The sequence below is a fragment of the Amycolatopsis sp. NPDC049252 genome (assembly GCF_043197175.1).
Classification (GTDB): domain Bacteria; phylum Actinomycetota; class Actinomycetes; order Mycobacteriales; family Pseudonocardiaceae; genus Amycolatopsis.
On sequence record NZ_JBICSQ010000080.1, the window covers coordinates 1 to 12,329 of the forward strand.

Annotated in this window: 12 protein-coding genes and 2 pseudogenes; 8 read left to right on the plus strand and 6 right to left on the minus strand. The window is 64.9% G+C overall.

Annotation, left to right across the window (positions count from 1 at the left end):
* The 3 genes and pseudogenes from ACGFMK_RS40940 to ACGFMK_RS40950 all read left to right on the plus strand — a co-directional run.
* Positions 1-826, plus strand: a pseudogene (locus ACGFMK_RS40940) (hypothetical protein); the annotation flags it as partial.
* Positions 827-1,145: 319 nt separating this feature from the next.
* Positions 1,146-1,451, plus strand: a complete 306-nt coding sequence (locus tag ACGFMK_RS40945; protein WP_392774881.1) for a hypothetical protein — start codon at positions 1,146-1,148, stop codon at positions 1,449-1,451.
* 766 nt (positions 1,452-2,217) lie between these two features.
* On the plus strand, positions 2,218-2,676 hold the full coding sequence (locus tag ACGFMK_RS40950; protein WP_392774883.1) for a hypothetical protein: 459 nt from the start codon (positions 2,218-2,220) through the stop codon (positions 2,674-2,676).
* 157 nt (positions 2,677-2,833) lie between these two features.
* Here the strand turns inward: ACGFMK_RS40950 and ACGFMK_RS40955 are convergent.
* Positions 2,834-3,711, minus strand: a pseudogene (locus ACGFMK_RS40955) (IS5 family transposase).
* Between the two features lie 213 nt (positions 3,712-3,924).
* Entirely contained in the window at positions 3,925-4,548 is a 624-nt protein-coding gene (locus ACGFMK_RS40960) for a hypothetical protein (RefSeq protein WP_392774885.1), read from the minus strand.
* Between the two features lie 247 nt (positions 4,549-4,795).
* Between ACGFMK_RS40960 and ACGFMK_RS40965 the strand changes: the two genes are divergently transcribed.
* The 3 genes from ACGFMK_RS40965 to ACGFMK_RS40975 are packed head-to-tail and all read left to right on the plus strand — an operon-like array spanning position 4,796 to position 6,640.
* Positions 4,796-5,083 (plus strand): hypothetical protein, encoded by a 288-nt coding sequence (locus tag ACGFMK_RS40965; RefSeq protein WP_392774887.1) that lies wholly within the window; start codon positions 4,796-4,798, stop codon positions 5,081-5,083.
* Positions 5,084-5,085: 2 nt separating this feature from the next.
* On the plus strand, positions 5,086-6,072 hold the full coding sequence (locus ACGFMK_RS40970) for a hypothetical protein (RefSeq protein ID WP_392774889.1): 987 nt from the start codon (positions 5,086-5,088) through the stop codon (positions 6,070-6,072).
* Entirely contained in the window at positions 6,065-6,640 is a 576-nt protein-coding gene (locus ACGFMK_RS40975; RefSeq protein ID WP_392774891.1) for a DUF3558 family protein, read from the plus strand. Before ACGFMK_RS40970 ends, ACGFMK_RS40975 begins: the two co-directional genes overlap by 8 nt.
* A 16-nt stretch (positions 6,641-6,656) precedes the next feature.
* Here ACGFMK_RS40975 and ACGFMK_RS40980 read toward each other — a convergent pair whose 3' ends face one another.
* The 4 genes from ACGFMK_RS40980 to ACGFMK_RS40995 form a co-directional block, all read right to left on the minus strand.
* Complete coding sequence (locus ACGFMK_RS40980) at positions 6,657-7,388, minus strand: ESX secretion-associated protein EspG (protein WP_392774893.1); 732 nt, start codon at positions 7,386-7,388, stop codon at positions 6,657-6,659.
* A gap of 64 nt (positions 7,389-7,452) precedes the next feature.
* Positions 7,453-8,778 carry a hypothetical protein gene (locus ACGFMK_RS40985; protein WP_392774895.1) on the minus strand — a complete coding sequence of 442 codons (1,326 nt, stop codon included), beginning with the start codon at positions 8,776-8,778 and terminating at the stop codon, positions 7,453-7,455.
* Positions 8,778-9,419, minus strand: a complete 642-nt coding sequence (locus ACGFMK_RS40990; RefSeq protein WP_392774896.1) for a DUF3558 domain-containing protein — start codon at positions 9,417-9,419, stop codon at positions 8,778-8,780. The genes ACGFMK_RS40985 and ACGFMK_RS40990 overlap by 1 nt, the downstream gene beginning before the upstream one ends.
* Positions 9,416-9,847: a hypothetical protein gene (locus ACGFMK_RS40995; RefSeq protein WP_392774898.1), complete on the minus strand. Its 432-nt coding sequence runs from the start codon at positions 9,845-9,847 to the stop codon at positions 9,416-9,418. Before ACGFMK_RS40995 ends, ACGFMK_RS40990 begins: the two co-directional genes overlap by 4 nt.
* A gap of 500 nt (positions 9,848-10,347) precedes the next feature.
* Here ACGFMK_RS40995 and ACGFMK_RS41000 point away from each other — a divergent pair, with 500 nt between their 5' ends.
* On the plus strand, positions 10,348-10,680 hold the full coding sequence (locus tag ACGFMK_RS41000; RefSeq protein WP_392774900.1) for a hypothetical protein: 333 nt from the start codon (positions 10,348-10,350) through the stop codon (positions 10,678-10,680).
* Positions 10,681-11,245: 565 nt separating this feature from the next.
* Positions 11,246-12,232 carry a radical SAM protein gene (locus ACGFMK_RS41005; protein ID WP_392774902.1) on the plus strand — a complete coding sequence of 329 codons (987 nt, stop codon included), beginning with the start codon at positions 11,246-11,248 and terminating at the stop codon, positions 12,230-12,232.
* Positions 12,233-12,329: the final 97 nt, after the last annotated feature.

Here is a 12,329-nt window from a genome sequence, read left to right on the forward strand (position 1 = left end):
GGTGAGCTGCCGCTGTACGTGCCCCCGCGACTTCGACGCCGACCTCCGCAAGAAGCTCACCCAGGCCGGACACCAGGGCGGGTTCGTGCTGCTCGTCGGCGACTCCTCGGTCGGGAAGACCCGCGCCTTGTTCGAGGCGGTGCGGGGAGTGGTGCCGGACTGGTGGCTGCTGCATCCTCGTGACGCCGAGGGGCTGCGGGAGTTTGCCGCGCATCCGGCCGGGCGGACGGTGGTGTGGCTGGACGAGCTACAGGACTGCCTCGACTTCGCAGGGGGGCCTGCCGACGGGACGGGGCCGCGAGCTGATCGCGGCCGGGTCGTGCTGGTCGCCACGTGCTGGCCCGGCGAGCACAGCAAGCGCGTAGCGCTGCCCGAGAACGGCCGGCCGGACACGTATGCCAACGACCAGGTCCTGATCACCGACGACGACGTCCGCATCAGCATCGGCCGTGCCCCCATCCGCCTGCCCAACCCCATCGACGCCCTGGCCCGCACCGTTGTGTCCGCCCGTAAGGGCCACGCCACCATCGGCGCCACCTCGCCGTCTCCGTGGCTGTTCCCCGGCGGCCAGCCCGGTCGGCCGATCAGCACCGAACGGCTCAAGCGGCGCCTGAATCATCTGGGCATCCGTCCCAGTCAAGCCCGCAGCACCGCACTGTTCCAGCTCGCCACCGAGATCCCCGCAGCGGTCCTCGCCCGAACCCTCGGTATCAGCGTTAGCTCCGCCGTCCGCTGGCAACAGATCTCCTCGGGAGACTGGACCACCTACGCCGCCGAGGTCAGCCACCGAACCTCATCCCGGAGCAGTCATGACATATCGCAATAGCTCACGCCGTAAGCCCACAGTCCTCCTGATACACGGAGGCCTTTGGGATGACATGGACGCTGACCGGTTCTGGGCGCTGCCTGGAGTCACAGGCGGCATCCGACGAGCAGGCTTCCCGGTGATGGCTCCCAACCGTCTTCACCGGCCACCGGACTGGCACGCTGAATCCGCGCACCTCGCAGCATTCCTGCCCGAGCAGCCCGTCGCCGTGGTTGCCGGGTCAAACGGGTGCTCAGCAGCCACCCGCCTCGCGCTGGCTTTCCCGACCCGGATCGCACGGCTGCTCCTAGCGTGGCCCGCCACAGCTGAGGACATCACCGTGGACTCCCACACCCGCGCCGGTCTGGCAGCCTCCGGCGCCTCGGACCAGAATATCCGCGCCTTGCTGGACGGGCAGACGTTGCGGGGCGTCAACGACAAAGAACTGGCCACACTTACCATGCCGGTCAGCGTGCTTCCATCAGCCCCGGAGAACCCATTCCACCAGCGGCGCACGGTCGACTCCATCCGACGGCTTCTGCCAGGCAGCGAGGAACTCTACGGCTGCCCGGAGCCACCTCAGCCCGACTTCCCCTCCTACCTGGACAGGCTGCTCGCCTCGATCATCAAGTTCGCTGACCGATAAGCCCCGACCCATTCCGACAGTTCTGATATCCGACGTTGCCATTTCGCTGCCTGAGTCCGTCACGAGATGGCGCAACACCAGCAACTCGACGTCCTTCGACGCCGACGAGCGGCCAAGCGACACCAGCAGACCCACCAGCCGGAGGAAGATCAGGTAGAGCAGACGCAGTGTCACGACTGCCGATCATGCCCTGTCCGTCACGTGTCTGTTTCCGCAGGTCGGGCGCGTGAACCGATTTCTGGAACCCCACAGGCTCCACGGCATACCGGCGGCCGCTACCAGGTCGGTCACCCGTCCGGTCCTGGCTCCAGCTCACTGCGCGGACCGCGTCCGGAAGGTCGTAGGAAATTCGAAATAATGCTTGCGTAATCGCTTGCGATGTCAACTTCGACCTGAGGGCAGCCTGCGAGCGGAGCTGGCTCGGGCATCTTTGGTTTACCGGAAGATACAGCAGATGACCCTCGTCAAAGGGCAGCATACCAAGCATGGTCGCCAGCGCCACTGTGACAGTTACCATCCTTCGTTGCATTTCCCGTAGCACCTCTCCCTAAGATGCAGGCGCGAGCTGTTCATTTTTCCATCGACCATTCCGCCCAAATAGGGAAAAGGTCCCTGAACAGCCACACAATGACCCTGTGTTCTTTCGGGAGCGCCGGAAGGGAAGATGCAGCTTCCGCGGCGCGGCCTACGCCTGACGAACGATGGACTTCCGGCACCGATTTCGAGGGCCTTATCCTCTCTCTGGCCCCGGCCCGGCCGGGCAACCGTGAACGGCACGGACGAGAGAGGGAGGACCATTTCCCGTCACCCAGGCGTCATCGTTCTGGCGACGACAGCATTGTTGTTCGGCCTCGCGCCCACGGCGACCGCCGAAGTCGAAGGCAAGCTCGTCGTGCTACCAGCCAGAGGCGCGGCCGGAAGCCATGTCGAAGTCCGGATACAATGCCCGACCGACGAACTGCTGAGCTACCGACCGCTGGTGCCGGTCGCGTCGGCGGCTCTGGCGGTCGCAGAAACCGGAAGCTACTACTACCCGACGTCCAAGGTTCTCGCCACCGTCCGGCCTGTAGCGCCGGGCCGGTACTCGGTTTCGGTGACCTGCGAGGGACGAGGTGGCAACGGCTTGGTATTTCGCGATACCCTCACCTCTACCTTCAGCGTCGTTCCGAAAACCGCCCCGCGGCCGACCACGCCGAGTTCCGCGAGGCGGCGTCGCAACCGGTGATGGATCGTCGATTCCGGTACTTGGCGCTCTGAGGTAGGAGGGCGTTGAACGCGGCGGACGGACGCGTTGTTCGAGCGGGCCGACGTGGTGTTGTGTGCTGATGGGCCGGTGCGGTCGATCGCAGAGTTGTCCCTGCTAGTGCCTGTATCGAAGCTGTTCAGAGCCATTCGTTAATGGCGGCGATGTGGACAGTGGCTTCGTAGCGAACGGCGACCTTGTCGTGGCGAGTGGCTACCCCACGATGGCGTTTGAGCCGGTTGATGCCGCATTCCACGGCGTGGCGCTGTTTGTAGATATCGGGGTCGAAGGCCGGTGGCCGCCCGCCCTTCGACCCCTTGGCCTTGCGGTGCGCGTCCTGATCAGCCTTGCTCGGAATAGTCGCCCGGATCCCACGCCCGCGCAGATGAGCACGGTTGGCCTTCGAGGTGTAGGCCTTGTCCGCCAGCACCCGATCAGGACGCGTCCGCGGCCGGCCGACGCCCGGACGGGGCACCCGGACCCCGGCCAGAACCGGAATGAACTGCGGGCTGTCGCCACGCTGGCCGGCGGTCAGCACAATCGACAACGGCTTCTGCCCCTGCTCACACCCCCGATGCACCTTTGTGGTCAGCCCACCGCGGGACCGGCCCAACGCGTGATCCTCCGGCTCGACGATGGTCCCGCCTGGCGGCTCGGCCTGCAGATCCCCCTTTTCCGTGCACCCGCGGCATGCTGGTGAGCCCGCGCGAATGTGGAATCCACGCTCACGTCCCACGTGATCCGCCCGACCGCCTCAGCCGCGGCCTGCAACGCAGTCAGAATCGCCTGCCAGACACCTGCGCGCTGCCAGCGCCGGAACAGCCCATAGGCCGCGGCCCAGGACCCATACCCTGCGGGCATGTCCCGCCACGGAGCACCGGTGCGCACCCGCCACCGGATCCCGTCGATCAGCTGCCGCTTACTTTACAACGACGGCCGACCCGGCCGCGACGGTACCGGCAGTAACGGCTCCAGCGCTGCCCACTGCTCGTCGGTCAGGTCGAACCGCCCCGCCACCGCTAGGGTATCCACGAGGTCTCCGGTGGTGTTCAGGTTCTTCTTGGTCGACGAACCACCTACCGGAGACCTCACCCATGTCGGCCACCGACACGCCCAACAGCACCGACTCAGCTCAACTCGCTCGAGACAACTTCGATATAGGCCTTAGCAGCCGCCGCGGAGGCGGCCACCGGCAGCATGACACGTCTCAGTGGGGCGTCGCCACGACGTTCATTCTTCGGCTTCAGCTAGCTTGTCATCGATGTTAGGAACCCAGAACGCGACCTCCAGAGTTCGCATCCGTTCCCAGTGCGTCTGCTTACGTCCCTCCCGGACAGCCGCCAGAACGCCGACGACGAAGAGCACGACACAATACACGGCAAGTAGTCGGCGGGGCCCCGTGCAGACCTCGACGATCGCAGCTAGCAGCCCTGACGTGAACGGCAGGACCAGATTGCGCAGCATCAATCCAGTGGCCTGGAACCTCCCGATCTCTGCTGCGGCATCTCGGTCATGCAACTCGATCGCGGAGCGAAGTATTCGCTGATCGGCCTTCAAGAAGGCCCTCCCTCGCGCCGCCGGGACGTCCTCACCAAGATTTCGCTGGGCATCGCCGAAGTTGCGACGCCGCCCGGGGATCAACCTCTCCAGCTGAAGGCTGATGGGGTTACAGATGTGCCCGAGCACGAAACTGACTACCACGACCGCCACAACCAGCACAACGGACGGGAGCGACGTCAAAGCACTGAACTCGACAAGTTTCAGACGAACGAGGACGTAGACGAGGAATGACAGCTGCAGGGCGCCCGGCAATGCATAGGTGAACAAGTCGTAGATCCCGATGGCGAAAGACACACACCCTCCAACGTTGCTCGGACATTCCACGTACTCGACATCGCCTGACGAGGCACGCCAGCGACACGATATTGGCTTCACCCAAGAACAGGACTTCGGACGCCCGTTGAGCAAATCGACTTCTGCGATCGGCGTAGAAGTACACCCAGGGCACTGAGACCGGACAGATGACGTCATCAGCTTGCAGTGCGTAATCGATCAGCTATGGTGAGTTGGCTTGACCTGTACGAGGGTGGGGAGGCCCCGGGTGGGAAATGGCTTCACGGTGGCGCTCGACGAGCTGCAACGCGTCGGCGAGAGCGCCCTGCCGACATTGCGCGACATCATGGGATCACAACTTCCCGTCCTCAACGCCCACGAAGGCCTCGCCGGCCCAGGAACGCTGGACGCGATCAACGAATTCCAGCTGTCCTACGCCCGGTTCACCGACGAAATCGCAGCCCGCCAGAAGCACGGAACCGAGGTCGTCGACGCGACTGCGGAGGCCGCCAAGGCCATCGTTGCTCTTTACCGTCGCGCCGACGGGCAGGCCTAGGAATGGCCGACTGGAAAAGCGACGACGAGGTGCGCTCCGCCGCGGACCATGCCGCGCGCCGGCTCATCGACCTGTTCAACGACGAGCAGCCCGATGGCAAGTGGCTGGGGTCACCGGAGGCCTACCCCGGCGGCGGTGGCGCCGTAGTCCTTCGCGGCCTTCTCGACGACGCCGACAAGGTGCTCAGCCTCGACCCGCAGAAGATCATCGACGAGTTCGAGCGCATGAAGAAGGTCGGCCGCGCCCTGGACCAGGACACCTCGTCCGACATCGTCGACGCCTTCCGGAAGATCGACTACTCGGTGCAGGACTGGGAAGGCGGCGGAGCCGACGCCTTCCGGCTCCAGATCTCGAAGATCCAGGCCTTCCTCGGCCAGCAGGCCGCCTACCTGGTCAAGACCGTCGAGTCGCTCGCGGTTCTGCTCGCCGCCTCGGTCCAGGCCCGCCGTGACTACGTCGCGGTCGCCGATGCCACCAGTGCCGCCGTCGCGAAGGCGCTCAAGCAGCACAGCGAGGCGGATACGAAGATCGCGATCTCGGTCGGCGCGAGCGTCGTCTCGGCGGTGCTCGGCGTCGCGACCGGCGGCGCCTGGTTCACCGCCACCGCCGGCGTCGTGATCGGCGCGTCGTCCGCGGGCCTGCAGCTGGCCGTGGACGGGGACAAGTTCGCCGAGGTCGCCTCCGGCTACAAGACCGGTAAGGACCAGGTGTTGACCAGCTACCAGGACATCGTCCACGGCGCCCTGGCCCAGGTCCAAAACGCGGAACGGGACCTCCTGGGTGAGAAGAACGAGCTGTTCGCCCCGCTGCCACCGACGATCGTCGTCAACTCCCCGGCCTTTCACTACGAGGACTTCTCCTCGACCGACCGCCCGGCCGGCGGGTTCGGCTCGAAGGTCGAGGAGGAACACCGGAAACTGGTCGAGCGGCAGAGCCCGGCCGGTGTCGTCGGCCCCGGTACCCCGCTTCAAAGGCGCCTCGATGGCTGACAAGATCCGCGGCATCGCACTGGCCGGGCTCGGGTTCGCCGTGGTCGTGGCCGGCTGCACCGACCCCGACGACCCGCCAACGCCATCCACGTCGTCGACGCCGCCATCCATCACCGGCCCCCAGCTCGACGTGTCCCGCTACCTCGCCACCCCCTGCTCGGGCGTACCCGCTGCCCTCGCGGCACAACTGGGCCTGGTGAAACCCCAGGACGGCCACGACACCGTGCTCGTCACCGCGGGCGATCAGTCGCAATGCCGGTTCACCAGCGGCCCGCCCCTGTCTGCCGCGGCCGAAGTCCGCTTCTACCCCAAGGCACAGCCGCTGCCGCTCGTCAGCGGACCCGGCAGCCAGGTCAAGGCAACATCGGCGGCCGGGTACCCGGCCGGTGAATGGGTGCTGAGCACCGGGACCGACGGCAGCTTCACCTCGTGTCAGATCATCGTCGACATCGCCGACGGCCAAGGGCTCGGCACCCTGTACAACGGACCCGCCGGCGAGCCCGTCACCGCCTCGTGCGCCAAAGCCAGACAACTTGCCGAAGGAGTACTGGCCGCTCTCCCCCGCTGACGGCGCGCCGCCGATTTTAGAGGTCGGCGTAGGTGTTGTTCAGGGTGGCCACGAAATCGCGGGCGGTCGCGGGGATCATGACGATGTTGTCGCCGGCGTCGGTGTAGACGAGCAGCCGTCCGGCTTCTTCGATGTCGATCGCGGTGATCGGCATGCTTCGGATCCGCTCGCCGTCGTCACGTCGGCGAGCGACGTAGATCTGGTGGACGGCCTGGCGCGGTCGCCGCATCGCGTCCTGGAGGCGTTCGAGGTCGCGGGCATCCGTCTCACCGGCCGCCGGCCGGCCCTCGTAGGCAGCCTGCGACACGACGGCCCGCGGGATCACCGCGGCGGCTACCTCCGGGAGGGTGTCCAGGAGCGCGGTCGCGAACCACTTGTCCTCGATGGGTTCCAGGGACACGACGTTGTCGTCGACGACGACACGGAGGGCATCACCCCCGCGAGCCGCGACGAGCACCGAGCAGGCTCGCCCGTCGGGGAAGGTGCTGAAGGAGTAGTACTCCCGGCCGGCCCCGGCGAGGACCGTGGCGGTCGATCGCCACAGGCCGTTGAGCCGGTTGTTGCGGGCCAGGCCGAGGTCAGTCAGCGCCGCCATGGCTCTGACCTCGAGCTCGCGTCGGCCGTCCGCGCTCGTCCAGTGGTGCAGGTTGGTGCCGAACGCCGGCGGCAGGTCCCCGACCGCGAGCATGCTCCAGGCGGTCAGGAAGGCGAGTTTGGGCAGGATGATGGGTCTGTCGATGACAGCCACGACACACGCTCCGTGATGCGGGACGACAGGCGGGGAAGGCCGTTGCCGGCGTGCACGGAGTGCGTCAGGTACCGATGGTCGGCTGAACCGGGCCGAAGCCGGTATCGGGGTCGACCAGCTCGTCGTCATCGACGGCGAACGCGCTCGCATCGTCGCGGACGTACTTGCGCTGATGCTCGTCATCCTCCGACGAGCCACGCGTAGTCCCCGCAGGCGCCACACCCCCGGCCCCGCGAGAGCCGACACCGCGGGCACTGCCGCCAGCACGGGAACCCGCTGCTGTTCGCTCCGCTCCCCCGCGAGGCCCTCTGGCCAGCGCGCCAGCTCCGCCTTCGACCAGGCCTCGGTTCGACCCAGGAGAAGCAGTCGACCGAGGAACGCCCACGAACGGCAGATCGCCGGAATCTGGCAGCTGGACGCCAGCGCCTCGTCCGAGCTGCTGGGCCAAGCCGAGCCCGCTCATCCCTCGCCCACCAGGCTCGAGTTCGGATGCCGTAAGTCCGGCGGCCTCCGTCCGGTCGTGCTGTGGGGCGACGAGGTTGTGCGGATTCCCGCTGTCGACGTCGTCGCCGCTACTGGATCCAGTGGTAGCGCGCGAGTCCACGCCCTCGGTCGTGTTGTTCGCGTGGTCGTCTTCCGTGGACGGCGTCTCCGTCGTTGTTCGATCCTCGGTCGCATGAGCGGTCTTTCCGGTTCCGCGTTCCGACCGATCATCGGTGACGCCGCGCAGATCGGTCGGAATGCGCTCGGCAGGATCGTCCAGCTCAGGCGTGAACAGACCGTAGTCGCCGGACAGTCCCTGGCCCTGTATGTCGAGGTGTTGGGCGTAGGTGTTGTAGATGCCGAGGTTCTTCTCGGCCTTCGCATTGTAGGCCTCAATGGCGTCCTCGGTGTCGGTGTCCCAGGGGGTCGCGACGTCGAAGAAGGATTTGTCGGGCGGGTCACCCATCGGCTCCATGGACTGCTGGGCCAGCTTGAACCCGTAGGCGGCGTCGCTCACGTTGCTGGCGTTGGAACTCAGCGTCAGCGCCGCGCGATCGATCAGATCGCTGAAGGCTCTGATTTGCATGTAGGCACGGTTCGCACCACCGCCTGTCCAGGCCGGCTCCAGGTTGTTCTGCATCGCAGTGAGCCCGGCAGCGATCTCGTGATGCCCTGCCGCCGTACTCTCGGACGTGATGCCGCTCTCGGTCCAGCTTGTGCCGTCTCCGGCCATGACGCTTTGCACGACGGCCGGGACCGGCATGGCGTGAACACCGACATCACCGGAGAACAGATCACCCGCCCAGCCGATCGCGTCCTGGGCAGTGTGCACCAGAGCAGTTCTTGCGTGTTCTGCCTCGCGTGCCACGACGTGCGCGGCACGCCCGAGTTGGTCAAAGGGGAACATCAGGAACCTGCCTTTGCTCTCAGCGTCGCGACTGTCATGTCAGCGATCTGAGAGATCAGGCTGCATGCGTCCTCGGTGTCCTTCTTGCTCAATCCCAAGGTGAGGCTGACATCGACCGAAAGGGTGTCCGCCAGGCCGATGCTAGCCTGGCAGAAACCGGCGGGAATCGTGCCACCCTTGGTCCCGGCATGCGCGACAACGGGGAAGCCCTGTATCGTCGGCAGCTCCCGCCACAACGCCGATTTCGGTTTCGTGTTCGCGTAGACACCGCTGAGCCCGACGTGGGTGTTGAGCGTGTACGAGACTCCGACGGCGCCCCCGGTGTCACGATTGGACCACGCACACGCCGGGCCGACTTCCGCGAGATCCTCGCGCTGCCCGTAGACAGAAGCTCCCACGGCAGCGACGACCTGATCCGGTGTGAGCGCGTCCGCGCAGGGATCGCCGGCCAGGACAGACTGCGGCAACGGGTCGGCCACCCGGGGCGCCCCGGCGAACGGCAGACCCGGAGCTGAGGCGTTCTGTCCAGCAGGAGCGGGTAATGCCCTTCCCGACGTTTCGCCGAGTCCGCCCTGGCCGGAGCATGCGACAGCAAAACCCGCAACGGAGACCGCTACGACGGAAGCCAGCCGACGATTCATCCCGCGACACCACCCTTCGGCGTTCCCGTCTGACCGATGTCGTGTGCCGCTGCGGAATCACGTCCGTTGATCATCCGGAAGGATTCCTGAATCTTCTCGACCAGCGCATTCAGATGGGTTGCTTCCGAGCTGACGTGATCACCTGCCAGGCAGAAGACTCCCTGGCTGTTTACCAGGCGCGCGTTGTAGGCGAGGCTGGCGGGATCATCGGCCGCCGGCTGGACCTGCTTCAGCGCCTCTGTCTGCCGCTGCAGTTGCTGGAGCTTCGCAAGGGCGTTCTGCGCCTGTGACAGCACAGCCTGCGCTTCCTCGGGTGACAGACTGAGCCCGACGCCTGAGGTGCCTGCAGGTGAAGCGCCACCGGCATCTCGCATCTCTACATCGACCTCTGCCAGCCACGGACTGACGCCTGTGTGTGATTGTGCCACGGCCGCGTGAACCCCTCCCGCTCAGCGCTGCGTGCCCAACGATCCGGCTCCCGACACGCCGAAGATCGCCCGAGCTGACCTCCTGAGACCGGTGGTGGATCGACCGGTCCGACCGAGTCAGCCGCACATGCGACCGTAGCTGATCAAATACGTTCCGTGCACGACAATCGGCGGATGTCGCCGACTGCAAATTGCATCCGCAGATCATTACGGACTCGAGCCGCAGGCGCGTCGCTCGACGTTCGGCGAGGTCAAGGCACACATCTGGGACTAATTGGCAGTTCGCTCAGAACGAGTGGACATTTTGATGACAGTTCCCATCCGGTCGCGACCGCGCGATCGAACTCGCCCAGCCAGGCGAGGAATCCTGACCGCACGCGCGACAGCACGTGCACTGCATGAAGCGCATCGTGGCCCGGCCGACTCAAGGGCAGACCCGCCACAACTCTCCAAGAACGAGCAAGCTGAGTGGCGCGCCCGCGTCAGGATATGATCTTGGCATGCGCGTGAGTCTGTGGTTGGGCATTGTCGCCGCAGCCTTGGCATTCGCAGCCTGCTGGGCGCTGACCCTGGACGCGACCATCTCGACGTCAGGCGCCCCGCTCTCTTGCGGCAACACGTTCTCCTGGTCCGACGACATCAACCGTCTGCTCGGTGGCGGCGCACCTTCCAGTCAGGTACTCGTGTCGGAGGAAGCGCATCAGAGGATCGAAGCTTGCCGGGATGCACGAACCCAGCAGACGGCCATCGGCACCGTCGTCGGCGGGGCGGCCGTGATCTGCGCCGTCTTGGCGGTCCTGGACCGACGTCGGCGCGGTCGCGCGGGTTCCTGACACGCGATCACTCGTCGCAGAACCCAGCTCTTCGTCGAGAAGTGTGCCGTCCAATCCACGAGCTGGGCCCAGGTGCTGCAGTGGTCGACGCCGAACCAACAGCAGTTGACACCCGTCGTCGCGGTGAGCCCTGGCCACCCTAGCCATTCGCCTACACCTGCGCGTTCCTCCAATTGGCGGCAACTGACGGACCGTTCGGTGGTAGCTACGTACTACGACAGAATCAACGTATTTTCCCGCCCCGCAGAAGCACCTCTCCGAGGCATCGCTAGCCGCTTCGTCTCCGTTGAGGTCGACCAGTAGACCTCAGCGGGCCGCCTCCGCAACGTCCGCACCCGATCCACATCCAAGGCGACCAGGTCGACCGGAGCGTTGGGTCGACACAGAGGTGAGTTGACCAGTGTAGCTGACTGACTCACGAGGTTGATAATCCTACAAGGAGGGACAGTAGCGTTCGGCCTGATCCGCGCTCAGAAGGTGCCGGGGAGGGTTCGCCAATACGGCGGGAGACGGCCTATGGCGTGGCATGATGTCCTTGACCTGTCGCTGAGCGAAGGGTGTCAGCATGGCGCGCTCGATGATCCGGCGTAATCCGTTGGACCTGACCGCGAAGCTTCGCCAAGTACGAGTGCGTGAGCATCTGGTCGAGGTGATCCGGGGGAATCACCCGAAATCCCCTCTTGTTGTGGAACTGGATCCCACTTCCTACTGCGACCTCGCATGCCCGGAATGTATTAGTGTCAGCGTTCTAAACGCTGGCAGATTCTCGCGAGACCGGATACTAGAGCTGACTAATGAAATGGTCGAGCTTAGAGTCGCAGGGGTGATCTTGATCGGCGGAGGAGAACCTTTGCTTCACACCGGCATAGACGAATTGATAACAGCTCTCCACAATGGCGGCGTGCGCATCGGGCTCACAACGAACGGCACTCAACTGCACCAACATCTCAATGTAATCGCGCCCCTTGTGTCGTGGACACGTGTATCTGTGGACGCCGCTACCGCGGCGACCTACGCGAAGTTTCGGCCCAGTCGCAGTGGCCGGATCGCATTCGATGACGTGGTGCGCAATATGGAACTTCTTGCCAAGCGCAAGCAGGGCACCCTCGGATATTCTTTCTTGGCGATGGCGCGGCCGCACTCTGATGGCACCGTTGCAGTTACCAATTTCAACGAGATCTTCGCTGCAGCCCGACTTGCCAAAGCGATTGGCTGCGACTACTTCGAGGTGAAACCTGAACATGACATGGGCCATTATGTCAAAGGACATCGCGAGTCGTTAATACGGCTGTTGACTGACGAGCGTGACAGGTTGGCGGAGCTTGAAGACAATTCCTTTCAAGTACTTCAGCAACAAACTCTGGACGTCGTAGAGGGCGCCGAGCGCGGAGTTCAACCTAAAAGTTACGATTCCTGCCCGATCGCTGAGTTGCGCACCTTGATTACGCCAGCTGGTGCATACTTTTGCCCCTACCATCGCGGTAGTAGTGTGGCTCACTATGGCGACCCGATCAACGAGTCACTGTCGGAAATGTGGCATAGCGAACGATAGAAGGAGGTTGCTTCAGCAATTCGGCCAAGCGAGTCATGTGGCTTCCACTGTATTCGCCACGAGTCAAATTTGGCAATTCTCGATATGCGAAAGTCCG